This window comes from Mangrovimonas yunxiaonensis (assembly GCF_000733475.1).
Lineage (GTDB): Bacteria > Bacteroidota > Bacteroidia > Flavobacteriales > Flavobacteriaceae > Mangrovimonas > Mangrovimonas yunxiaonensis.
This window is the reverse complement of sequence record NZ_JPFK01000008.1, coordinates 1-24,019: the sequence shown is the minus strand read 5'-3', so window position 1 is coordinate 24,019 and position 24,019 is coordinate 1. Positions and strand designations below refer to the sequence as shown.

The 24,019-nt window shown below is 38.4% G+C and carries 19 protein-coding genes; 7 read left to right on the top strand and 12 right to left on the bottom strand.

Annotation, left to right across the window (positions count from 1 at the left end):
• Window positions 1–19: 19 nt before the first annotated feature.
• The 4 genes from IA57_RS10990 to IA57_RS10975 are packed head-to-tail and all read right to left on the bottom strand — an operon-like array spanning window position 20 to window position 5,480.
• Window positions 20–1,471, bottom strand: coding sequence for an oligosaccharide flippase family protein (locus IA57_RS10990; protein ID WP_036123517.1), 1,452 nt, complete (start codon window positions 1,469–1,471; stop codon window positions 20–22).
• A 1-nt stretch (window position 1,472) separates the two neighbouring features.
• Window positions 1,473–2,777 (bottom strand): glycosyltransferase family protein, encoded by a 1,305-nt coding sequence (locus tag IA57_RS10985; protein ID WP_036123514.1) that lies wholly within the window; start codon window positions 2,775–2,777, stop codon window positions 1,473–1,475.
• Window positions 2,755–5,175, bottom strand: coding sequence for a YfhO family protein (locus IA57_RS10980; RefSeq protein ID WP_036123512.1), 2,421 nt, complete (start codon window positions 5,173–5,175; stop codon window positions 2,755–2,757). The genes IA57_RS10985 and IA57_RS10980 overlap by 23 nt, the downstream gene beginning before the upstream one ends.
• 29 nt (window positions 5,176–5,204) lie before the next feature.
• A complete protein-coding gene (locus IA57_RS10975; protein WP_036123510.1) occupies window positions 5,205–5,480 on the bottom strand; it encodes a DUF4834 family protein in 276 nt (91 codons plus the stop codon).
• A gap of 102 nt (window positions 5,481–5,582) precedes the next feature.
• Here IA57_RS10975 and IA57_RS10970 point away from each other — a divergent pair, with 102 nt between their 5' ends.
• Both IA57_RS10970 and IA57_RS10965 read left to right on the top strand, forming a co-directional pair.
• Window positions 5,583–6,575 carry a transporter gene (locus IA57_RS10970; protein WP_036123508.1) on the top strand — a complete coding sequence of 331 codons (993 nt, stop codon included), beginning with the start codon at window positions 5,583–5,585 and terminating at the stop codon, window positions 6,573–6,575.
• 35 nt (window positions 6,576–6,610) lie between these two features.
• A complete protein-coding gene (locus IA57_RS10965; protein WP_036123506.1) occupies window positions 6,611–7,738 on the top strand; it encodes a hypothetical protein in 1,128 nt (375 codons plus the stop codon).
• A 69-nt stretch (window positions 7,739–7,807) separates the two neighbouring features.
• On the opposite strand, the gene IA57_RS10960 is transcribed toward IA57_RS10965, so the two are convergent.
• The 3 genes from IA57_RS10960 to IA57_RS10950 form a co-directional block, all read right to left on the bottom strand.
• A complete protein-coding gene (locus IA57_RS10960; RefSeq protein ID WP_036123503.1) occupies window positions 7,808–9,067 on the bottom strand; it encodes an aminotransferase class I/II-fold pyridoxal phosphate-dependent enzyme in 1,260 nt (419 codons plus the stop codon).
• 139 nt (window positions 9,068–9,206) lie between these two features.
• Complete coding sequence (locus tag IA57_RS10955; RefSeq protein WP_036123500.1) at window positions 9,207–10,247, bottom strand: PLP-dependent cysteine synthase family protein; 1,041 nt, start codon at window positions 10,245–10,247, stop codon at window positions 9,207–9,209.
• Between the two features lie 63 nt (window positions 10,248–10,310).
• Complete coding sequence (locus IA57_RS10950; protein WP_373283077.1) at window positions 10,311–12,374, bottom strand: S9 family peptidase; 2,064 nt, start codon at window positions 12,372–12,374, stop codon at window positions 10,311–10,313.
• An 84-nt stretch (window positions 12,375–12,458) separates the two neighbouring features.
• Here IA57_RS10950 and IA57_RS10945 point away from each other — a divergent pair, with 84 nt between their 5' ends.
• Window positions 12,459–12,782, top strand: coding sequence for a YbaB/EbfC family nucleoid-associated protein (locus tag IA57_RS10945; protein WP_036123497.1), 324 nt, complete (start codon window positions 12,459–12,461; stop codon window positions 12,780–12,782).
• Here IA57_RS10945 and IA57_RS10940 read toward each other — a convergent pair.
• Window positions 12,775–13,788 carry a threonine aldolase family protein gene (locus IA57_RS10940; protein WP_036123494.1) on the bottom strand — a complete coding sequence of 338 codons (1,014 nt, stop codon included), beginning with the start codon at window positions 13,786–13,788 and terminating at the stop codon, window positions 12,775–12,777. The two genes, IA57_RS10945 and IA57_RS10940, sit on opposite strands and share 8 nt — an antisense overlap.
• Window positions 13,789–13,875: 87 nt before the next feature.
• Here IA57_RS10940 and prfB point away from each other — a divergent pair.
• The 3 genes from prfB to IA57_RS10925 all read left to right on the top strand — a co-directional run bounded on the left by prfB (window position 13,876) and on the right by IA57_RS10925 (window position 17,930).
• Window positions 13,876–14,986, top strand: a protein-coding gene (prfB, locus tag IA57_RS10935; RefSeq protein WP_117595851.1) for a peptide chain release factor 2 whose coding sequence is annotated in 2 segments (ribosomal slippage) — window positions 13,876–13,938 and window positions 13,940–14,986 — 1,110 coding nt in all. Because the reading frame shifts where the segments join, the coding sequence is not laid out codon by codon here.
• Between the two features lie 17 nt (window positions 14,987–15,003).
• Window positions 15,004–15,345, top strand: a complete 342-nt coding sequence (gene arsC, locus IA57_RS10930) for an arsenate reductase (glutaredoxin) (protein ID WP_036123488.1) — start codon at window positions 15,004–15,006, stop codon at window positions 15,343–15,345.
• A gap of 107 nt (window positions 15,346–15,452) precedes the next feature.
• Entirely contained in the window at window positions 15,453–17,930 is a 2,478-nt protein-coding gene (locus tag IA57_RS10925; RefSeq protein ID WP_036123485.1) for an outer membrane beta-barrel family protein, read from the top strand.
• A 69-nt stretch (window positions 17,931–17,999) separates the two neighbouring features.
• Here the strand turns inward: IA57_RS10925 and IA57_RS12665 are convergent, their stop codons facing one another.
• From IA57_RS12665 to IA57_RS10910, 3 genes are all read right to left on the bottom strand, one after another.
• Window positions 18,000–18,176 carry a hypothetical protein gene (locus IA57_RS12665; protein WP_036123482.1) on the bottom strand — a complete coding sequence of 59 codons (177 nt, stop codon included), beginning with the start codon at window positions 18,174–18,176 and terminating at the stop codon, window positions 18,000–18,002.
• A 98-nt stretch (window positions 18,177–18,274) separates the two neighbouring features.
• Window positions 18,275–19,225 (bottom strand): NAD(P)H-dependent flavin oxidoreductase, encoded by a 951-nt coding sequence (locus IA57_RS10915; RefSeq protein WP_036123478.1) that lies wholly within the window; start codon window positions 19,223–19,225, stop codon window positions 18,275–18,277.
• 94 nt (window positions 19,226–19,319) lie between these two features.
• The gene (locus IA57_RS10910) at window positions 19,320–20,543 is read right to left on the bottom strand and encodes a class I SAM-dependent rRNA methyltransferase (protein ID WP_036123474.1); all 1,224 of its coding nucleotides are present in this window, start codon (window positions 20,541–20,543) and stop codon (window positions 19,320–19,322) included.
• A 296-nt stretch (window positions 20,544–20,839) separates the two neighbouring features.
• Between IA57_RS10910 and IA57_RS10905 the strand changes: the two genes are divergently transcribed.
• A complete protein-coding gene (locus tag IA57_RS10905; RefSeq protein WP_036123471.1) occupies window positions 20,840–22,228 on the top strand; it encodes a T9SS type A sorting domain-containing protein in 1,389 nt (462 codons plus the stop codon).
• Window positions 22,229–22,306: 78 nt separating this feature from the next.
• On the opposite strand, the gene IA57_RS12650 is transcribed toward IA57_RS10905, so the two are convergent.
• Window positions 22,307–24,019: T9SS type A sorting domain-containing protein (locus tag IA57_RS12650; RefSeq protein ID WP_036123467.1), on the bottom strand; the 1,713-nt coding region annotated here is incomplete at its 5' end.

Sequence of the window (24,019 nt, the reverse complement as noted above, 5' to 3'; positions counted from 1 at the left end):
CATCGTGGGATTTTTCTATTTATCGCAACAACCGATGGATGATGCGATTAATATCTTCTGAGAGTTTCATGGCATAAACAATTCCGCCATAAAATACTGCAAACAAGGCGGTTTTAAGCGCGATGTTTACTATGGGATGCCATTTAAAATCCCAAAAATAAAAGGCCCCTAAACTTATTAAAAGCAGGACTAAAACCTTAACGGTGTTTGCCGAAAAAGGCCACATCTTAAACACCTTATGAACAAAGCCTATCTTAGCCACATTGTATATTAAAAAAGCAATAAACGTAGCAAAAGCGGCGCCATTTATACCAAAGTTGGGTATAAAATACATGTTTAAAAATACGGCAAGAACAACCAAAACCACCCCTAAAAACAGCACCATACGGTAATAATCGCTATTAAATAATATGGCGTTGTTATTGCCTAAAAGAGCTTCCATTAATTTAGAAAAGCCTACAACAAAAACAACCAGTAACCCATTAGCGTACCTGTCGTCTATCATAACATAAAGCTGATTGATGTTAAGCACGATAAGTAAAAAAACAAAGCCGCAAACAATAAATAAATTTAACGAGCTTTTTTTGTACAATACCACCAGCTCCTGTTTGTTCTTTTCATTAAGCAACTTGGCCGTAATTGGGCTTACAATTTGATGCATAGCACGCGCTGGCACACCAACAACCGTAGCAATATAAATGGCCACGCTATAATAAGCCACCTGTTCTATAGGAACGTATCTATTAATCATAAACTTATCGATCTCCAAAATAATATTAGCTACAGAGCCCGCAAGAATAATTAACGAGGTGTATTTTATAATAGAAACGGTATTGGTTAATTTTGTAAACTTAAACGACGGAAATCTAAGGCTATAGGCATACCCTTTCATAATGACCATTCTAAGCACATAAACCCCTACAATACTATAAATTAGTCCATCAACAGATAGGTAGCCAAAATGCAGCAACACCAATAAAACCGTAATACATAGCCGATGGAAAACCTCTTTCATGAAGTTCCCAAAAACCGATTGAAACTGCACACGCGACCAGGCGTAAAACACCTCGAAATAAGCAAACGAAATGGCTGCTACGTATATTAACCAAACATAATCTGTAACAATAACATTATCGGCAGACAGCCAAAGGGCTATTTCGTTAAAACACAACCAACCAATAAAGCCAAAAGGAATAATAATGGCAAACGGCAACAACAGCATGAGCAGTAAAAAACTATTCTGCGATTGCTTGCTTCTAAAAGACGAATAAAACTTAATGATGGTATTATGAACCCCAAAAGCCATTAAGGGCATGAGTATATTTGCTGTAGAAAGAATGTAGGAAATCAACCCGAAGTATTCTGGGCTTAAAAACTGGGTGTATAAAAACAATACATTAACCGCTCCTATGGCAAACCCCAAATACGTGGCCACAGTGTTTTTTACCGACTGTTTAACTACAATTCCCATGTTAAATTAACTCCGATAGCGTTTTGGTTAGGTTTCTTCTACTGTATTTATCAATATTAACCGAATTTAACATAACATCACCACTTTTAAAAGCATTATAGTGCTTTAAAATGGTCTCCTTAAGCGCTGTAAAATCTTGGTACGAAAAATATGTTCCAGCTTGGGCTTCTAACAAAATGGATTTCACATCCGAACGCTTAGGGCCTATGGCTATTATGGGTCTTTTAGTGGCTAAGTACTCAAAAAGTTTGCCTGGGATAATGGCTTCGGTTTGTGGCGAATCGATTTCGAGCAACAATAAGATTTGTGATTTTTTCTGAAACCTAATAGATTCATTATGTTTCAAATACCCTATATTATTTAAACTATCACTTAGATTATACTTTTTTACAAATTCCATCACGTCATCACTAACATGCCCAACCAGTGTTAGTTGAAAATCGGCTTTAAAACCAGGAACTTCTTCAACTAATTCATGGAGTACGCGCCATAGAATTTCCGGATTGCGCTTTGATAGCAACGAACCCACATGCGAAATGCTAAATTTAGCATCTAACGGCACATGCTCCTGAAACATTTCTACATCATAACCATTAGTAATAACCGAAATGGGCACCTCTGTCTTGGCCGAAAATTCAGTTTTGGTGGCAAAACTTGTAACAATAATTTCGTTGGCGTTATTTAAAACCATTTGCTCTAGCCTACAATGCTTTTTTTGGGCAAACGGCAATAGCTTTAATTGCTTATGGTAACCTATGGTTGTCCAAGGGTCCCTAAAATCTGCCAACCACCTAAGACCTAAGCTTTCTTTTAACTTTAAGCCTATTAAATGTAAGCTGTGCGGCGGCCCTGTAGTGATTACCGTATCTATATTTTCTTGCTCGACGTACTGCTTTAAAAAGCCTACAGAGGGCTTAACCCATGATTTTCTGGCATCTGGGATAAAAAAATTCCCTCTAATAAACAACATTAATTTTTCTATTGGGCGCTGCTTGTCTGGTGAGGTGATAATGCCCCTACTTATGGTTTGCGTTTTACGTTTAAAAAAATAGCCCGCCATACCATATGGCTCTTTAATGGGGTGTTTAATGACTTTTATTGTATTGGGTATCTCTTCAACCAAACTATCATCTACTATAGGGTAGTGAGCGTTTTGTGGCACATAAACAATGGGGTCGATACCATAATCTGGTAAGTATTTTACAAATTTAAGCCAACGTTGCACGCCAGGCCCTCCTGCCGGAGGCCAATAATATGCTACTATGAGTGCTTTTTTACGCACCTTATTCTTGCTTTCTTTTAACATTGTAAAACAGTCCGCCTAACAACACCACCCCAAAAAGCAAAGAACTTGCCAAGGCTATGATACTGCCTGTTTTAACAACAGATGGCTGGAACCTAAACTCGACCACATGATTACCCTTTGGAATTTGCATGCCACGTAAAACATAATTTAGCCGTATATGTGGCACTGCTTTTCCGTCTAAAAAAGCTTGCCATCCTTGCTTGTAATAAACTTCTGAAAACACCGCAAAACCATCATTAGAGTTAGAGGTTTCGTACTTAATATAGTTTGGTTCGTATTCTTTAACTTTTATGGTTGCTGTAGAGTCGACCGTAAAATTGGTTTTAACCACATCTCCAAACGTTACACTATTAAAAACAGCTTCTGTTTTGGTATTTAAACTATCTAAGGCCAAGATTTCTTTATTAGCCGTTTCAACAGGCTTTAAACGCTGTACAAACCACGCATTTCCATTAGCCTCTGGGTTTGGATACAAGAACGGCTGCTGGTTTTCGCCCTCTGCAATAATGTATTTTGCATTAAGCATGTTTAATACCTCGATGTTATTACGTGCTATATGAAAATCGTATAACTCATCATAGCGTTTTAATTTTGCCGCATGATAACCACTAACGGAATTGTGAAAATACGACGCTCTAGCTGGTTGTCTTGAATGGATGTCCAACACCCTGTAATTTGAGGTGTCCTGTTGTATTTCGCTATCAATTTTAGAAGCCTGATAAGGCTTTTCCATTTTAATGGCTGGCACAAAGTTCTCGTTATTAACATAGCGCCTGTCTACAACCACCAAATCAAATAAAATTAATGCTGCAAAAACACCAATGGTCATGTTTTGAGATAGCTTTCGCTTTAAAAACATAAAAACTGCTCCTGCCGAAAGCAAGACCAGCACCAAGGTTCTTAGGGTATCTTGAGTAAAAAATGCTTTTCTATCTTCTTTTATGGCATTAATAAATTGCTCGCCATAATTCTGACGGTAAAACGCATCATTCCCACCTGAAAAACTAAACGACGACTTAAACACAAGCAACAGTAACGCTAAACCACCAGTAATTAATACCGTATATTTTAAGGCTTTGAGCTTCTTATCATCCGTTTCAAAATCATTAAATAGCCTAACCAATCCAAAAATAGCCAAAACAGGAATGCACAGTTCCAGAATAACTTGTATGGAGGTTACCGCTCTAAACTTGTCGTAAAGTGGCACGTAATCGATAAAGAAATTGGTTAAGACACTTAAGTTATAACCATAAGAAAGCAATAGCGATAATACAGTTCCTCCAACAAGCCACCATTTTAAGCGCCCTTTTACCAAGAATAAGGCAAACACAAATAAAAAGAGACTAACAGCCCCAACATAAGCTGGTGCTTCCAATATAGGCTGATCGCCCCAATAAGTTGGCACGCGTTTAACCTGCTCGGCAGCTTGTAATGGCGTAGCCCCTAAACGTAAAAAGAAATCGTAAGAAGCTGAGTTTTTCCCAACATCTTCAAGACTACCGCCACCCATAAGTCTTGGTATATACAAGTTAAGCGATTCTAAAAAACCATAACTATACTCGGTAATTTTGTCTCTGTCCAATCCTGAGGTTGCCACCTTTGGCGAGCCATCTGGGGCAATGGTTAATTCACTTTGCCCACGGGTACTTTCTTTGGCATACTCTTGGGTTGCCATAATATTTGTAGCGTTTAACCCAATGGCTAGAATGACTGCTAATACCAATAACCCAACCGATTTAAAAAACTGAGGAATCATTTCTTTTTTATAGGCATCTACCAAATAGGCAATACCTAAAACGAGTACTAAAAACAGTAAGTAATAAGTCATTTGAAAATGATTTGCAACCAGTTCCAAAGCCATTCCTACGGCAGTGACTAAAAACCCTAATATATATTTTTGCCTGAAGGTTAGAATAATTCCGCTTAGCACTAACGGCATATAAGCAATAGCATGCGCTTTGGCATTATGCCCTACGCCAAGAATAATAATCAAGTAAGTTGAAAATCCAAAGGCTAAAGCCCCAAGTGCTGAAAGTCTAAAATCGACTTTAAGCGATAATAGTAAAATGTAAAACCCTATAAAATATAAGAACAGATAATCGGCTGGTCTTGGTAAAAACCTCAGGGCTAAATCTAATTTTTTAATGTAATTATGCGGGTATTTTGCCCCTAGCTGATAGGTTGGCATGCCGCCAAAAGCACTGTTGGTCCAATAGGTTTCTTCGCCTGTAGCTGCTCGAAAATCGTTTTGCTGTTGGGCCATCCCAATGTAATGCATAATATCACTCTGAAAAATGGCTTTTCCCTGTAAAACAGGACTAAAGTACAATAAGGATATGGCAATAAAACCAACAAGGACTGCAATATGTGGCAGGAATTTCTTAAAAGAAAGTTGCATGTATGTGTTTTAGAAAATGATTGCGAAAATTAATCAATTTCTTCGTAATCTACATACTCGCCAACATTTTTATTAGAAGTTTTGGTGTTAGGCACCTTATCGATTGTAACTTCCCCTTCTCGTTCCTCACGCTTCTGCCCTTGGTATTGCGAATTTGCTGCGCCAAAACGCTCTTCTGCCTTTTTTGCCACATACTTGACCAAAACAGGTGCAAAAATTCGTGATAGAATCTTCAGGCCGTAATAAACCAGTAAAATAATTAAAATAACCCTTAAGACCCCAGTTAATGAAGCGTATTGAAGCATAGTCATATTTTTTACAAAAATAAAACTCTTTCGCCTTAAAAAGAACATTAAATACTTAAAAAAAGTATAAAATCAATATATTTGAAGTCCAAATTAAGATATATGAAAACCGTAACGACTTATCTGTTTATAGGTATTTTTCTTTTCTCTATAAGTGCTTTTTCACAATATACCGAAGTTATAAACTCCAATAGGCCAGGTGTCTCTAAAAGTGCATTCGCTGTTGGCACCAATGTCGTTCAGTTAGAGATTGGCCCATACATTTTAAACGAAGACCATGCACTGTTAAATACCGAAGACAGAAGTTTTGGCTCCGATTTTGCCGTAAGATATGGCCTGTTATGGCCACAACTAGAACTTAATCTAGAAGGCGCCTACCAATCTACAAAACGCACCTACGTTAATGCCTTAACCCCTTACGAAACCAACTATAGTAACTTTAAATCGCTAACCTTAGGTGCTAAATATCTAGTTTACGATCCTTATAAAAATGCCGGTGAAGAAAAACCTAACATCTATAGCTGGAAAGCCAATCATGGATTTAGATGGAAAGACCTAATTCCGGCAGTTTCTGTATATGCTGGCGTTAATTACGACACTAAAGACAATCCTTTTGTTGCACCCAACGTAGAAGGGTTTAGCCCAAAAGTAATGCTAGCAACACAAAATAATTTTGCTAGCGGCTGGGTGTTTGTTACCAATTTTATGCTGGATAGAATAGAAACTGACCAGTCAGATTTTAGCTACATTCTTACCTTAACCAAGTCTATTTTTGACCAATGGGTGCTTTTTGGCGAAACGCAAGGTATTAGCAGTGATTTTTATGCCGATAATTTAATTCGGTTTGGAGGCGCCTATTTATGGAGCAAAAACTTTCAGTTGGATACCGCTTTAACCTTCAACACCAAAGACACGCCTTCTGTTTTTGGCGTTACATTAGGAGCTTCTTATCGCCTGGATTTTCATACCGACAAGAAAATTGACAATGGCACCTCGGCCAAAGACGAGCTAGAACGACAAGAAAACGCCAAAGGCAACAATAGAAAACAGCGCAACAAAAGAAAGAAAAATATCGATGTCGATTTTAACGACTAAGGTTGTTTTCACTAGGCAGACTAACTAATCCATTTATGAGTAACATTACCCTTCGAGAAGTTCATAGCAAAAAAGACTTAAAAAAATTTGTCACCTTTCCGTTTAACTTATATAAAGATTCGAAATACTGGGTCCCTCCTATTATTGCCGATGAAATGGCAACCCTTAGCAAAGATCAAAACCCCGTGTTCGAGCATGCCGAAGCACGCTTTTTTCTAGCCTATAAAGAGAATACCATTGTAGGACGTGTGGCAGCCATTATAAACCGATCTGAAACCGAACAACAAAACCTAAAGAAAATGCGTTTTGGTTGGTTTGATACCATTGATGATCTTGAGGTTTCTAAAGCACTTTTAAAGCAAGTAGAAGACATAGGCAAAGCAAACAACCTAGAGTTTATTGAAGGCCCCGTTGGGTTTTCTAACCTAGATAAGGTGGGCGCTCTTACCGAAGGGTTTGACGAAATTGGCACCATGGTAACCTGGTACAACTACTCCTATTACCCCAAGCATTTTGAAGCCTTAGGATTTGCTCCCGAAAAAGAATATCTAGAAAGCAGGTTTTATATGAGCCAACTTGGTGATTTACGTTTTATGAAAGCTCACGACCTGGTTGTAAAACGCTATGGGTACAAGGCCGGGAACTACACCACAACCAAAGAGCTCATGCCCTATTTAGATGAAATGTTCGAGCTGTTTAACCACTCGTACAAAGAACTATCGACCTTTGTTCCCATATCTAAAAAACAACAGGCTTATTTCAAGAAAAAGTTTATCAACTTTGTCAACCCAGAATACATCAAGTTTGTTTTTGATAAAGACGATAAAATGATTGCTTTTGCTGTAGTGTTGCCATCCTTTTCGGAAGCGCTGCAAAAGGTTAAAGGAAAACTATTCCCGTTTGGTTTCTTAAAACTCCTAAAAGCAAAAAAACACAGCAATACCATGCTCTTTTATTTAATTGGTGTCGACCCAAAATATCACAACAAAGGAGTTCCTGCTGTTATTTTTTACGAATTCAATAAAACGTTCCAAAAAGACAAGATAGAAACCTGTTATAGAACTCCCGAACTCATAAACAACACAGCTTCCTTACAAATATGGAAGGATTTTAACGCCGAGGTAATCAAGCGACGAAAGACTTTTAAAAAGATCATTAACTAATGCCTCTAAAAAAGCATAAAAAAGCCCGATGTTTCCATCGGGCTTTCTTGTATTGCTTTATATCGTTATCTACTTATCCATAGCTGCTGCTACAGCGGCAGATAAGCGCTTGTAAGTACCGTTCTCAAGACGGTCGCGTATGGCCGAAAATGCTTCTAACGTTTCGTTAACATCGTCTAAAGTATGGGTTGCCGTTGGAATCATACGCAATAAAATAAGCCCCTTAGGGATTACAGGGTAAACCACTATAGAACAGAAAATTCCATAGTTTTCACGTAAATCCTTAACCAAGGCCATAGCCTCTGGAATGCTTCCTTTTAAATATACTGGTGTCACACAACTTTGTGTTGTTCCTATATCGAAACCACGTTCTTTTAAACCACTCTGTAGCGCGTTTACATTCTCCCAAAGCTTGTCTTTAAGCTCTGGCATGGTACGCAACATATCCAAACGTTTTAAGGCGCCTACCACCAATTGCATTTGCAACGACTTGGCAAACATTTGTGAACGCAGGTTGTATTTTAGGTAGTCTATAATTTCTTGGTCTGCCGCAATAAAGGCTCCTGTGCTGGCTAAAGACTTTGCAAAAGTGGCAAAATAAACATCTATACCGTCTTGCACACCCTGCTCTTCTCCTGCGCCTGCACCTGTTTTTCCTAAAGTACCAAAACCGTGAGCATCATCAACCAAAAAGCGGAACTTAAATTTCTCTTTAAGCGCCACAATCTCTTTTAGTCTACCTTGCTCGCCACGCATACCAAAAACACCTTCAGAGATTACTAAAATCCCACCACCAGTCTGTTCTGCTAGCTTGGTAGCGCGCTCTAGGTTTTTCTCTAAACTTTCTACGTCGTTGTGCTTATAGGTAAAACGTTTTCCCATATGTAAACGAACCCCATCAATTATACACGCATGCGCATCGACATCGTATACAATAATATCGTCTTTAGAAACCAAAGCGTCTATGGTAGACACCATACCTTGGTAACCAAAGTTTAGCAAATAGGCCGCTTCTTTATTCACAAACGAAGCCAGTTCGTTTTGTAGTTTTTCATGGAGGTCTGTATGTCCAGACATCATTCTTGCGCCCATAGGATAGGCCGAGCCGTACATTTCGCCAGCAGCAGCATCTACTTTTCTTACCTCTGGGTGATTGGCTAGTCCTAAATAATCATTAATGCTCCAAGTAATAACATCTTTTCCTTGAAACTTCATACGATTGGAAATGTGGCCTTCTAACTTTGGAAACACAAAATATCCTTCTGCCTGTGAAGCCCATTTTCCTAATGGTCCTTTGTCTCTATAAATTTTATCGAATAAATCCTTCATATTCTACTATTAATCGCAATTCAATCTTGCAAAATTATGTATTTAAAAGTTCTCAACATAATTATTTTATACCTGATTGTTAACAACAATAAAAAAAGCTGACTTGTTAGGGTCAGCTTTTTGTGTTTTTATGCTTTATTTATTGAATGTACTCTACTATTTGAGCTTCTTCTTTGTTTACGGTATCAAAGAAGCCTTGTTCGCCCATCCATTTATCGCTATAAACTTTACTCATGTAGCGTGATCCATGGTCTGGAAAAACCACAACCACCACATCGTTTTCACCAAAAACACCCTCGTCATTAAGTTGTTTTATGGCTTGCATAGCGGCTCCAGAGGTATACCCTACAAATAAACCTTCTGATCGTGAAATCTCTCTGGCGGTATGGGCACTTTCTTGGTCGGTTACTTTAACAAACGTATCAATAACATCGAAATCTGTTGCCGAAGGGATTAGGTTTTTTCCTAGTCCTTCAATTCTATACGGATAGATTTCGTTTTCATCAAACTCTTTGGTTTCGTGAAATTTCTTAATTACCGAGCCATAAGCATCAACCCCTATTACTTTTACGTTTGGATTTTGCTCTTTTAAAAATCTGGCGGTTCCCGAAATGGTTCCTCCCGTACCACTACAGGCTACCAAATGCGTTATTTTACCTTCGGTTTGTTCCCATATTTCTGGGCCTGTTGAAGCGTAATGCGCATCGATATTTAATTCGTTAAAGTACTGATTGATGTATACCGAGCCGTTAACTTCTTCATGTAGTCGCTTGGCTACTTGGTAGTAAGACCTAGGGTCGTCTGCGCTTACGTGTGCTGGGCACACATACACCTTGGCTCCCATGGCCTTTAACATATCAATTTTATCTGGTGAAGATTTAGAGCTAACAGCCAAAATGCACTCATAACCCTTAATAATACTTACCATGGCAATACTAAACCCAGTATTTCCAGATGTGGTTTCAATAATAGTATCTCCTGGTTTTAAAATGCCTTGTTTTTCAGCCTGTTCTATAATATGTAAGGCTATTCGGTCTTTAGAAGAGTGGCCTGGATTAAAGGCTTCTACTTTTGCGTAATACTGCCCTTTAAAAGGTGCGGTTACGTTTCTTAATCTTACTAATGGAGTGTTACCTACTAGTTCTAGTACACTATCAAAAACTTGATTTTTTTGTCCCATAAATTTTATTTAGAGGCCGCAAGTAGCAGCTCAAAACCTCGCAAAAATACATATTTTTTTTAACTATACCGAAATTCCTTCCAAATCCAGTAAAAAAACATACTCCAAAGCCACCTCTTTTAGGCTCTCAAAACGCCCCGAAGCACCGCCATGACCAGAATCCATGTCGGTATGCAGTAATAATAAATTTGTATCAGATTTTAACTCTCTAAGTTTAGCCACCCATTTGGCAGGCTCCCAATATTGCACTTGAGAATCGTGCAATCCGGTTGTAACAAGTAAATTAGGGTACTTTTGAGCAGTTACATTTTCGTATGGCGAATAGGATTTCATATACTCGTAATACGTTTTTTCCTTGGGGTTACCCCACTCATCAAACTCGCCAGTTGTTAAAGGAATGGATTCATCTAACATGGTGGTAACAACATCTACAAAAGGAACGGCTGCAATAACGCCATTATACAATTCTGGATTTTCATTGATAACTACCCCCATAAGTAGCCCTCCTGCCGATCCGCCATAGGCATACAAATGCCCCTTGGTGGTATACCCTTTGCTAATAACATGTTTGGAGCAGTCAATAAAATCGGAAAAGGTGTTTTTCTTTTGCAGCAATTTACCCTGCTCGTACCAATCTCTACCTAAATATTCGCCACCTCGCACATGGGCAATGGCGAAAATAAACCCTCTGTCTAAAAGGCTTAATCTAATACTGGAGAAATACGGATCGATGGTCGAGCCATATGAACCGTACCCATACAATAATAACGGGTTGCCTTCGGGCGATTTTAAGTCTTTTTTATAGACTAAAGAAATCGGGATTTGCTTGCCATCCCTTGCTGTAGCCCAAATGCGTTCGGACGCATAGTTGTCCTTATTAAAATTCGTACCCAAGACAACTTGCTCCTTCTTTATGGTTTTTGTCTTGGTTTTAAAGTTGTAATCAATTATTGAGGTTGGTGTTGTTAAGGCATTGTAAGAGTACCTTAAAACATCACTGTCAAAATCGGGGTTGTTGCCTGTATAGGCCGTATAGGTTTCACTTTCAAAAGGAATGTAATAATCTTCTGCCCCATCCCAGCTTAAAATACGCAACTTGTTTAAGCCATTGCTGCGTTCTGATAAAACCAAATAATCCTTAAATATTTCAATGTCTTCTAAAAGCACATCTTTTCTATGAGGAATTAAATCCTGCCAATAAGCTTTGCTTGTGGTGTTTTCGCTTGTTTTTTGAAGTTTGAAATTACTTGCGCCATCGCCATTGGTTATAATGTAAAAGCTGTCGTTATAATGGGCAATAGCATATTCTACGCCTCTTTCGCGCTTGTTAAACACCTTAAAATTTTCCTGTGGGGTATTGGCATTTAATATTCTATACTCTGATGTTAATGTGCTTGAAGATCCAATAACCAGATATTTTCTGGACTTTGTTTTATACACAAAGGTGTTAAAGGTATCGTCCTCTTCATGATAAACTTCTACATCTTGGCTGGCATCTGTATGCAATTCGTGCCTAAATATTTTGTGCGCACGCAAGGTTTTCTCGTCGCGTTTGGTATAAAATAGCGTTTTATTATCATTGGCCCAAGACACACTACCGGTGGTGTTTTTAATTTGTGGTTCATACACCTCTCCCGTTACTAAGTTTTTAACCTTAATAACATATTGGCGCCTGCTTACTTCGTCTATAGAAAAAGCAGCCAAGGTATTATCTGGGCTTACAGAAATGCTGCCAAGCTTAAAGTACGAAAGGCCTTTAGCCATCTCGTTACAATCAAAAAGTAACTCTTCATCGGCTTCTAAGGTTTCTTTTTTTCTTGTGTAAATGGGGTAGTCTTTTCCTTTTTCAAAACGGGTAATATACCAATAGCCATTTAATTTATAAGGTACAGAAGTGTCGTCCTCCTTAATTCTGGACTTCATTTCATTAAACAACTTCTCCTGAAAAGTTTTGGTATGCGCTAGGTTTAATTCTGTATAGTCGTTTTCGGCTTTTAAGTAATCTAGCACGTCCTGATTGTCTCGCTCGTTAAGCCAGTAATAATCATCAACCCTAACATCGCCGTGTATTTCAAGCGCTTTAGGTATTTTCTTTGCCTTTGGAGGTTGGTTGCTATTAATCTTCAAATAAGGGAAATTTAAAACTTTAAAGGCGCAAAAATATAAAATTTAAATAGCTTTGTAGCCGATTAACTTAAAATAGACAAGATTATGTTTGGAGATATGATGGGTATGATGAATAAATTAAAGGAAACCCAAAAAAAAGTTGAAGAGACAAAACAACGTTTAGATACTGTACTTATTGACGCGTCTAGCAACGACAATAAGTTAAACGTAACCATAACCGCCAACCGTACCATTAAAAATATAGCAATAGACGATGAACTTCTAGAAGACAAAGACATGCTAGAAGATTATTTGGTACTAACTTTAAACAAAGCCATAGCACAAGCAACCAAAGTAAACGAAACCGAACTTGCTGCTGTAGCCAAAGATGGCATGCCAAACATTCCTGGTATGGATATGTTTAAATAGCTTTTAATGTGTTTAATAGGGTTTCGTGCATAGCATTGGTATAATCTAAATGGGTTACCATACGCAGTTTACCACTCCCCATATTACTTATTAAAATGTTATTTTCTTTAAGTGTTGATACAAACCGTTCGTTCTGTGAAGGATCTACTTCAAAAATTACAATGTTGGTCTCTATAGGCTCGACGGTTTTTACTACAGCTAACGTTTGTAATACCGCTCCTATCGCTTTGGCTTTTGTATGGTCTTCGGCTAATCTATCTAAATGATGGTCTAAAGCATATAAACCTGCAGCTGCCAAATACCCTACTTGCCGCATACCACCGCCTAACACCTTACGCATTCTAATAGCCTGTTGCATAAGCTCGTCATCCCCTATTAATACAGAACCTATTGGGCAACCTAACCCCTTACTTAAACACACCGAAATGGTATTGAACATAGCCCCGTAAACTTTAGCATCTTCTTGTTTTGCCACTAAAGCATTCCATAGCCTCGCCCCATCTAAATGAAACCCCAGCTGATTTGCAGCGCAAACAGCCTTTATAGCTTTGACTGCTTCCAAATCCCAACACGCACCACCGCCTTTGTTTGTGGTGTTCTCTAGTGCCACTAGCGTGGTTAACGGACTGTGATAAAAATCTGGTGGGTTTATGGCGTCTTCCACCTGTTTGGCCGTAAACATGCCGCGGTTACCATCTAACAATTTAGCAGACACCCCACTGTTAAACGACATACCACCACCTTCAAAATTATATATGTGGGCATATTTATCGCAAATAACCTGCTCTCCCGGGTTTGTGTGTAATTTTATAGCAACTTGATTGGCCATAGTTCCCGTAGGAAAAAACAAGGCCTTAGGTTTACCAAACATCTTAGCTACCCTAGCTTCCAAGGCATTAACAGTCTCATCTTCCTTATAAACATCGTCGCCAACATTGGCTCGCATCATAACATTCAACATCTCTGGTGTTGGCTTAGTAACGGTATCGCTTCGTAAATCTATCATCGGTTTGTTTTTGAGTACTAAATTAATAGGAAGATTTTATTTTTTCCCCATACTTTAAATGTTATTTTTGTGAAAAATGAAGACCCTATGATTACTTCAGATCAAATTAAAGATCTTAATACCCGCCTTGACAAACTAAGGCACTATCTTTGACATAGATAGAAAACTTATTGAAATTCAAAACGAAGAAGAGCAAACCTTCGATCCCAATTTCTGGAACGACTCGCAAGCTGCCGAAAAAATCATGAAATCCTTACGAACCAAGAAAAAATGGGTCGAGGATTATAATGCTTCTAAAACACTTGTAGAAGATTTAGAAGTGATTTACGAGTTTTACAAAGAAGACGAAGCCACCGCCGAGGATGTGCAATCCAGGTTCAGCTCGGCCCTTACTTTAATTGAGGATTTAGAATTTAAAAACATGCTTTCAGACGAAGGCGACGACTTAAGTGCTGTACTTCAAATAACCGCCGGTGCCGGAGGAACAGAAAGTTGCGATTGGGCCAGTATGCTTATGCGCATGTACCTTATGTATGCCGAAAAAAGTGGCTTTAAGGTTAAAGAACTTAACCTCCAGGAAGGCGATGTTGCTGGCATAAAAACCGTTACCCTCGAAATTGAGGGCGATTTCGCTTTTGGCTGGCTTAAAGGCGAAAATGGCGTGCACCGTTTGGTACGCATCTCCCCCTTCGACAGCAATGCCAAACGCCATACCAGTTTTGCATCGGTTTATGTGTATCCGCTGGTAGACGACAGTATAGAAATTGATATTAACCCAGCCGATATCGAAATTACCACAGCACGCTCTAGTGGCGCTGGAGGGCAAAACGTAAATAAAGTTGAAACCAAGGTTCAGCTAACACACAAACCTACGGGCATTCAAATTTCCTGTTCAGAAACGCGGTCGCAACACGACAACCGCGCTAGAGCCATGCAAATGCTTAAATCGCAGCTTTATGAAATCGAGCTCCAAAAACGCATGGAACAACGTGAAGATATCGAAGCCGAAAAAATGAAAATTGAATGGGGCAGCCAAATAAGAAATTATGTTATGCACCCCTATAAACTGGTAAAAGATGTTAGAACCGGCCAAGAAACCGGAAATGTAGATGCCGTAATGGATGGTCACTTACAAGAATTCTTAAAAGCCTACCTTATGATGATGGGTCAACAGACCGAAGAAAATGAAACATTATAACCTTTAAAACACACGTTATGATAAAAATATATCACAACCCACGATGCAGCAAATCTAGAGAAGGCTTAGGCATCTTAGAAGATTCGGGTAAAGATTTCGAAATTATAAAATACCTAGACAACACCCCTTCTAAGGCAGAACTAGAGGCCTTAATTAATACACTGGGTATTGCCCCAATAGATTTGGTGAGAAAAAATGAAGCAATTTGGAAAACAGAGTTCAAAGGAAAAGACCTGTCTAACGAAGCCATTATTCAAGCTATGGTCTCACACCCAAAACTAATTGAACGCCCCATAGTGATAAATGGCAAAAAAGCGGTAATAGGAAGACCGCCAGAAACTATTAAAACTATTTTGTAAACCCCTTAAAAAGCCCTGTTCTCAGGGCTTTTTTATTTAACAAACATTTAACCAATACCTACTAAACCTTAGCATAGTTTTGTTGTCTTAAATAGAAACCAAAACTCATGAATAAACTCTTTTTTACCATTGCTACTGTCTTTGTTTCCTTAATAGGCATGCAAGCCCAAAACAATAAGGACGTTACAGTAACTGGAAAGATTATTGAAAAAAACACCAATCAGCCTTTAGAGTATGCCACCGTAGCATTTTTTAGCAAAGCAGAAAACCGCATCGTAACCGGTGGGATTACCGATATGGATGGTAATTTTAGTATTCCCGTAAAAAGCGGTATCTACGATGTATCGGTAGAGTTTATTTCATTTAACAAAAAAACTTTTGAGAACCAAGACCTCTCTAAAAATACCAATTTAGGAACCATTTCGCTTACCGCTAGTACAGAAGCCCTAGATGAAGTTGAAATTATTGCCGAAAGAACTACGGTTGAAGTGAAATTAGACAAAAAAATATACAACGTAGGGAAAGACCTTACGGTAAGAGGTGGTACCGTAAGCGATGTTCTGGATAACGTGCCTTCTGTTTCTGTAGATGTTGAAGGCAATGTCGCCCTGCGCGGCCAAGACAACGTGCGTATTCTTATTAACGGCAAACCTTCGGGCTTGGTTGGGCTTAACTCTACAGATGCCCTGCGCCAGCTCCCAGCCGAATCTATAGAGCGTGTTGAAGTTATTACCTCGCCCTCTGCCCGTTATGATGCCGAAGGAACGGCCGGTATTTTAAATATAATTCTAAGACGAAGCAAACTGCAAGGCCTTAACGGAGCCATAACCACAAACGTTGGATACCCAAAAAATGCTGGAGTTTCTGGTAATATTAACTACAGAACAGGCAATTTTAACTTCTTTAACACAACCAGTTACAACCACCGGGAAGCGCCAGGAAACTCCTTTACCGAAACCGAGTATTTTAGAGATGGGCAACCAAGCTTATTCCAAATTGAGGATCGGGATTTCGATAGAGAAAGAAACAGCTTTACAACCAATTTTGGTATTGAGTGGTACGTAACAGAATCGGCTTCCCTTACAGGATCTGTGGTTTATAGAGATAGTAATGACGACGATTTAACTACAAATACTATTAAGGAAATAAGTGAAACCGCTTACGACCAGTACACCAGATTAGAGTTTGAAGAAGAAGAAGATACCAACATACAATACGCCCTTAATTTTGATAAGCAGTTTAACGATAATAGCCAACATAAATTAACCGCAGATTTTCAATACGAAAACAGCACCGAAAACGAATTTGCGTTAATAAAGCAAAGAAATTTAGACTCTGAAAGGGTGGTTATTCTAGAAGACCAAGACCAAATCTTGCTTCAAACAGACTATGTGCACCCCTTAGGAGAAGCTAGCCAGTTCGAGCTAGGTTATAGAGGAAACTTTAATACCATGGAAACCGACTATGCACTTGAAGAGTACAGAAATGGTAGCTTTGAGCTAAATACTGGGGTTAGCAACAATTTAATTTATAAAGAACATATAAACGCTGTTTATGCCCAATTTGGTAGTAAAATAAAGAATAAGTTCTCCTACCTTTTAGGATTGCGTATGGAAAACACACGTATTACCATCGATCAAGAAACAAGCGGCGATTTTGGCAAGAAAAATTATACTGGACTCTTCCCTACCGTTAATTTGGGCTATGAAGTTTCGGAAGGTCAAAGCTTTACTTTAGGCTATAACAGACGTATAAGAAGACCACGATCAAGGTTTATTAACCCTTTCCCTTCTAGAAGTAGTGCTACAAGTGTGTTTCATGGAGATCCAGATTTAGATCCTACCTACTCCAATATTTTCGATTTAGGGTATTTAAACAAGTTTGGTAAACTTACATTAAACACATCGGTATACTTTCAACATGCAACAGATATTTTCAACTTTGTTTCGCAAGAGACAGACAATTACTATTTTGAAGAAATAAATGCTACCGTAAACGAAAACGACCCTAACTTTAACAACTTACTGTCCCAATACCCGGACCCCATTCCCGTTGTAAGACGTGGGCCAATTAACCTAGCCTCGCAAGATCGCTTTGGCTTGGAGTTTACATTAACGTATAGACCTACTAAAAAGTGGAACATGAATGGTAACTTTAACTTTTTCCACTCTAAAACCGAAGGCTCGTACAACAATGTTATTTACGACAACGAAAACCTAAGTTGGTTTGTAAGGTTAAACAACAAATACACCTTACCTGGAAATATCGATTGGCAAACCCGTTTGTTTTATATGGGACCAAGAGAAGATGCTCAAAACAAGTCTAAAGGCATGTTCTCGACCAGTTTAGCTTTTAGTAAGGATTTATTTTCAGAAAGGGCTTCAATTGCCTTTAATGTTAACGATTTGTTCAATACCAGAAAACGTCAATCAGACACGTTTACAGACACGTTTAATAGCTATAGCGAATTCCAATGGAGAGAACGTAGTTTTAACCTATCGTTTACCTACAGATTCAATCAACAAAAGCAACGCCAACGCCGAGGAGAAAATGGCAATGGCATGGATATGGAGTTTGAGGGCTAGTCCCTCTAACTTCTAGACAATAAAAAAGGAAGCCAATGGCTTCCTTTAATTTTTTTATAAAAACAATATTTATTTTTGAGCTCTTTTAGCTTTTTTCTCTTCGCGAATTTCTTTTAAACGCTCCATAGCTGAACCAAAAATCCAGTAAGGTACTACGAAAGTTAATAAAAAAATCATCAACCAAAACCCTATGGTTAAAATGGTTAAAAATGCTAAAAATCCTAAATATTGGTCAAATTCAAACATGGCTTATTTTTTATAACATCGCAAAGATAGTATAAAGCAAACTGTTTTACAATATGAAATATGGTTTTATTAACCGCTTTATCAACATTTTTTAAAACTTAGGACGTGAGTTTTTTTACAATCTCTTTAACTGGCAATACATCCTTAGTGTGTTCTATACTTGGGCCCGCTACCCAAACCGTTTTGTAGGTTGCCTTTTTAGCTGCCTTTTCGGTGGCCTTCATGCCTATATAAAACCGAAACATTTTCACCCATTTTTTTAAACTTTTGTTTTTATTCAACACACGTTCTATCCACGGCGATTTAGTCCCTATTTTTTGTTGGTAAGGTGTGTTAATTACGGTACAAGGCGTCCCCGAAATACGCTCGGTAACAACAATATCTTCTGCGCCGTAATCTACACAAGCTTGCTTATATTCGTCTGTAACGCTGGCTTCTATTGATGCGATAAACGGACTCCCAACAGAAACTCCAACGGCACCGTAAGCCAACATCGCGTCCAGTTCGTTTTTATTACCTACACCTCCTGCCGAGATAATAGGTATGTTACAATTGGCCTTTAGTAACGCAATTAAATCTTTTGGCGAGAGGTTGCCTCTATGCCCCCCTGCTTTGCTATTAACGGCAATAACGGCATCGGCTCCTAAGTGCTCCACTTTTTTGGCAAACTTTAAATCGGTCACGTCGCAAAACACCTTTATGCCTACTTCATGGGCTTTATCTATAGTTTCTTTTGGGTTTCCTAACGATGTAATAATAAAATCGCAACCTTCTTCGCATAGTACCTCTAACTGCTTTGATGCTTTGGGGTTAGACTTATTCACTATTAAATTAAAGCCAAACGAACCGCCCTCTGGTTTTGCCGCTTTTAATGCTTTTATTGCCGTGCGCAACTCATCTAACGTTCGGTAGTTTAATGCCGGAATACAGCCTGCAATACCATTTTGCATGGCTTGTTTAACCATTTCGGTGTTTGAGACCAAAAACATTGGTGCCATAATTATGGGGTGTTTAATCCCTAACATTTTGGTAAGTTCTGTTTGTACCATATAAAATTGCTTGTTCTACAAATATACTTAATTAGTATGCACGCATAACATTAATTTCATCTGTTTTAACATAAAAACTAGCTTTTACGTTATACTAGGCCTTAAACCGATAATAACCACACTTTAAATAATGGCCTTCTGTAAAACTTACAACATGATCTAGATCATGACCGGTTTTTAAAATAATGTCGAAGGGTCTGTTAGCGTTTTTTAAAACCCGTTTATTTATATCGAAAAACGCTTGGGCAGCAACTCTAGAAGAGCAGGAAGCCAAAACGAGAAGGCCATTTTTGGCGGTTAACTGCTCGCCTAGTTCGGCTAATTGGGCATACTTTTTTTTGGCCAAAGGAATTTCTGAAGCTTGTTTAGCAAAACTTGGCGGATCGATAACCACCACATCAAAACGTTTGTTATGGGCAATGAGTTTTTGCATTTCTTCAAAAGCATCGCCGGCTATGGTTTTATGAATACCCGTGTAAGGGTTTAACTTGCCATTTTTAAGGGCAATTTCTAAAGCCTGTTTACTAATATCCAGACTAGTAACGCTATTAGCGCCATTATACAAAGCATGCACCGAAAACCCGCCAGCATACGAAAACACATCTAAAACATCTTTTCCTGTGCTCCACTCACCTACTTGCTTTCTGTTAGCACGATGATCTAAGAAGTACCCTGTTTTATGGCCCTTAATAACATTGGCAGAAAACGTTACAGCATGCTCTTCAAATTCAACATTTTCATCTTCCAATACACCAAATACCACATCACCATCTTTTAATTGAATAGTTTTAGAATTCTGTAACTGCCTACTTAACCGAATAACAACCGTTTTGGCATTCGATACACGCCTTAAATATGGTAGTATTTGGGTTAAATAAGGCTGCCAAATCTCCGAATACAATTTCACCACCAAAACTGTGCTGTATACATCAGCAATAAACCCAGGAAACCCATCGTTCTCTCCAAAAATTAACCGGTAACTATTGGTTTGGGTTGCTAACAACGGTGCTCGCTTTTGAAATGCTAAATCTATTTGTTGCTTAAAAAAATCTTCGTTAATGGTATTGGGCGTATTGGTGAGCACCTTAATTCTTATGGGTGAAAATGGATCGTATAGCCCCAAACCAATTAATTTATTCTTGTTTTTACTAAAAATAATGGCTAGATCTCCGGTTTTAGATTCATCTGCAACTTTAACAATACTATTAGAAAACACCCACGGATGCCCTTTAACAACCGATTGCTCGCCTTGAACCGTTAATTTTACCGCTAATCGTTTTGGAATATGGGTGGGCTGTATTTTTTGTGAAAAATCCATGTGAAGGGTTTAGGAAGGTAAAAATATTGCTTTTTTAACGATTTTAATGCCCTAAAGCCTAAAACAAAAAACTCATTTTGCTAAAAAATGCCATAATATGTTACTTAATTTAACTTAAAACTGCATCGGTTTTACCATTAACATTTTGATAATCAAATTATTCGTTTTGTAAGAAAACACTTTTTATGGAGTAAGTCTTGCACTACATTTCAATGTATTTTATCGGTTAAATACACTTTTTTTCGATGTAATTACCATTTTTATCTATGTTTGACCCCAACACAATTTAATTAGTTATGAAAAAAATACTACTATCATTAGCCTACTTATTAACTGTATTTGTGGGTTTTAGCCAAAGCCCCTTTGGAGCAAAACAAAACATTTCCACAAATACGGGAACCTTTCCAAAATTAATTGAATCTGGAAACATGGACAACGATTCGTATCCTGATATTGTTATAGGAACTTCTATTGGCAATACTATTGAGTGGTACAAGAATAACGGTAATGGCACGTTTTCGGCACAACCTTTAATTACCGCAAACCTATCTATGATATCTGGCTTGGTTTTAGCCGATTTAGATGGCGACAACGACAAGGATATTGTTGCTAGCTCTGAAACCATGAATAAACTAGTATGGTTTGAAAATTTAGGTAATGGAAATTTTGGTTCAGAACAAATCATTGCCAATGGCCTAGCAAGAGCAGGATCAGTAAAAGCTGGAGATATTAATGGCGATGGTTATATTGATCTAGCCGTTGCCGTTCAAGACAACCATCAAGCTGTTTGGTATGCAAACAATGGCTCTGGTTTTTTTGGTGCTGCAAACATTATTAGCAACATTAGCAACTCGGCCCCAGCATGTTTAGATCTTGGTGATTATGATCAAGACGGCGATTTAGACATTGTTATTGGTTACCGACAAATACCTAGTGTTAAACTGTTTAACAATAATTTAGCGCAAACAAACACCCCAACCTTTACATCGGAAACCAATAATGTATCCTCTGGAAATTACTTCCTAACAGATGTTTCTTTTGGTGATATAGATAACAATGGCGATTTAGAAATTGTAAAAGTTGATGCTTATTCTAATGCTGCTGTTTACGATAAACAAAGTAATGGCACCTTTAGCGAAACCATCTATTCAAACTCTAATAGTTCATCATACACCGCAATTGCAAGAGTTTCAGATTTAGATGACAATTCGATAAATGATATTGCTTTTGGTTACTCTGGAAGCAATACTACAGATGCCGTTACTTGGTTTGAAAACTCCAATCCAAATAGCGAAATTGTTATAGACAATTCGCAGAATGATGTTTTTAGCTTTACTTTAAGTGACTTTGATAACGATGGTGATCTCGATATGGCTACCATATCTTCTAGCGAAAATCACTTAAATTGGTTTGAAAATAATACGTATAGCTCAACACTATCAAACGAAACACATAACATAACTGATTTTTCAATATTCCCTAATCCCACCAAAGACGTTTTAAACATAAAAACTGCAAGTACTACTCCTATTACAGTAAATGTTTATAATGTGTTAGGGCAACAAGTCATTACAAAAGAAATTACTACAACCCACGGTAAGTTAGATGTATCTAACTTAAAAAATGGGGTGTACATGCTAACCATGAAAGATTATAACTATACCTTTAAGTTTATTAAAAATTAAACGATAGACTAACCACTCCAATATTAAAAGCCCAGCAAATGCTGGGCTTTTATTTTTAGTTAAAAATGTTATTAAATATTACGGCTGTGTTTTAGAAGATATTATCTTCTTAACCAACGAGCCTTTATTTGTGCTCAATCTTACAAAGAACAATTGATTATCTGTTCTAGACATGTCTATCGTCTCCAATCCTTTAGTTCCAGGCATGTAGCTACGATTTACAATTTTTCGGATTAACGCACCTTTTGTATCGAATATCTCTATAGTCACATCTGTACTATAGTCGAAGTAATAAGCAATGTTCACTTCATACTCAAATGGTACAGGATAAGCTGTAAAGCCTACTAGACCGGCACCGCCATCTGGTGTATCGTCACACACATCAGGTGTGCCATCACCATCGGCATCATCATTGTTATTACCTTCTGGACAAACATCACATGCAGTTTCTACCAGATCTCCATCTAAATCAGGCTCACAATAGAACTCTCCAGAATATGTTGTAGAATATCCATTGTCATCAGAACACATATCATCTTCAGATGGGCTACACATACACGCTATTTCGCAAGCTACAGCATGTGCTATAACATAAATACCGCCATGGTTATCTGCATCTAGATTATCAATCTCTACAGTGTAACTTTGTACGTTACCACTGTACGAAGCATTAAATGGAAACTGTCCTGGTGCAACTGTTGGCTTACCATTTCTATGAATTGGATAAGGATCACAACCTACATATACGTGAGCCTCGCTCATAACATAACCTTGATTTATGTTATACGTCACTACAACCGATTCATTAGAGTAATTTACCGTAACCGTACCTACCAAGGCACCGTTATCTACATTACAATGTGCTGCTCCGGCCCACAGATCCATAGTGTACTTCCCTTTACATGGAAGATAATTTGTCCAACCCCATCTGCTAAAGTCAGGAATAAAACATTGAGCACCTTCATCAGCTCTAGCAAAAGCTGTTTCACAGTTATCAATGGTATCAATCTCCCTAACAACAATACAGGTTTCAGTTGCCGTATTACCACAATCATCTGTTACTTCAAAATCGTAGTATCCAATTTCACTACAACCATCTTCTCCCATTTCAATGCGACTTGGCGCATCAAGGGTTAAGGTGCCTCCTGCAGAACAATTGTCTGACCAAGTTGCTGTTAATGAAGGGAATTCGCCATTACACACATTTGGCACTTCTGGACATGTAATCACAGGATCGGTCTCATCGTACATTCTAGATACACGCACGGTCTCGGTAGCACTGTTGCCACAATCATCCGTTACGCTGAACGTATATAAGCGGTACTGGATACAACCATCTGAACCATCGGCAACACCGCCATCAGAATCAATTGAACCACCATCGGAACAGTTGTCACTCCAGCTCGTGGTTAAATCATCTGGCCACGCTGTGTTACAACCCGGTAACATATAGTCGTCTATATCGGCTATCGTTGGATCGGTCTCATCGTACATTCTAGATACACGCACGGTCTCGGTAGCACTGTTGCCACAATCATCCGTTACGCTGAACGTATACAATCTGTACTGGATACATCCATCTGAACCATCGGCAACACCGCCATCAGAATCGATTGAACCACCATCGGAACAGTTGTCACTCCAGCTCGTGGTTAAATCATCTGGCCACGCTGTGTTACAACCCGGTAACATATAGTCGTCTATATCGGCTATCGTTGGATCGGTCTCATCGTACATTCTAGATACACGCACGGTCTCGGTAGCACTGTTGCCACAATCATCCGTTACGCT

What these genes read in the sequence shown, in the direction of transcription:
- IA57_RS10990 (WP_036123517.1), bottom strand. Translation starts at nt 1,471, where the DNA reads ATGGGAATTGTAGTTAAACAGTCGGTAAAAAACACTGTGGCCACGTAT.
- IA57_RS10985 (WP_036123514.1), bottom strand. Translation starts at nt 2,777, where the DNA reads ATGTTAAAAGAAAGCAAGAATAAGGTGCGTAAAAAAGCACTCATAGTA.
- IA57_RS10980 (WP_036123512.1), bottom strand. Translation starts at nt 5,175, where the DNA reads ATGCAACTTTCTTTTAAGAAATTCCTGCCACATATTGCAGTCCTTGTT.
- IA57_RS10975 (WP_036123510.1), bottom strand. Translation starts at nt 5,480, where the DNA reads ATGCTTCAATACGCTTCATTAACTGGGGTCTTAAGGGTTATTTTAATT.
- IA57_RS10970 (WP_036123508.1), top strand. Translation starts at nt 5,583, where the DNA reads ATGAAAACCGTAACGACTTATCTGTTTATAGGTATTTTTCTTTTCTCT.
- IA57_RS10965 (WP_036123506.1), top strand. Translation starts at nt 6,611, where the DNA reads ATGAGTAACATTACCCTTCGAGAAGTTCATAGCAAAAAAGACTTAAAA.
- IA57_RS10960 (WP_036123503.1), bottom strand. Translation starts at nt 9,067, where the DNA reads ATGAAGGATTTATTCGATAAAATTTATAGAGACAAAGGACCATTAGGA.
- IA57_RS10955 (WP_036123500.1), bottom strand. Translation starts at nt 10,247, where the DNA reads ATGGGACAAAAAAATCAAGTTTTTGATAGTGTACTAGAACTAGTAGGT.
- IA57_RS10945 (WP_036123497.1), top strand. Translation starts at nt 12,459, where the DNA reads ATGTTTGGAGATATGATGGGTATGATGAATAAATTAAAGGAAACCCAA.
- IA57_RS10940 (WP_036123494.1), bottom strand. Translation starts at nt 13,788, where the DNA reads ATGATAGATTTACGAAGCGATACCGTTACTAAGCCAACACCAGAGATG.
- arsC (WP_036123488.1), top strand. Translation starts at nt 15,004, where the DNA reads ATGATAAAAATATATCACAACCCACGATGCAGCAAATCTAGAGAAGGC.
- IA57_RS10925 (WP_036123485.1), top strand. Translation starts at nt 15,453, where the DNA reads ATGAATAAACTCTTTTTTACCATTGCTACTGTCTTTGTTTCCTTAATA.
- IA57_RS12665 (WP_036123482.1), bottom strand. Translation starts at nt 18,176, where the DNA reads ATGTTTGAATTTGACCAATATTTAGGATTTTTAGCATTTTTAACCATT.
- IA57_RS10915 (WP_036123478.1), bottom strand. Translation starts at nt 19,225, where the DNA reads ATGGTACAAACAGAACTTACCAAAATGTTAGGGATTAAACACCCCATA.
- IA57_RS10910 (WP_036123474.1), bottom strand. Translation starts at nt 20,543, where the DNA reads ATGGATTTTTCACAAAAAATACAGCCCACCCATATTCCAAAACGATTA.
- IA57_RS10905 (WP_036123471.1), top strand. Translation starts at nt 20,840, where the DNA reads ATGAAAAAAATACTACTATCATTAGCCTACTTATTAACTGTATTTGTG.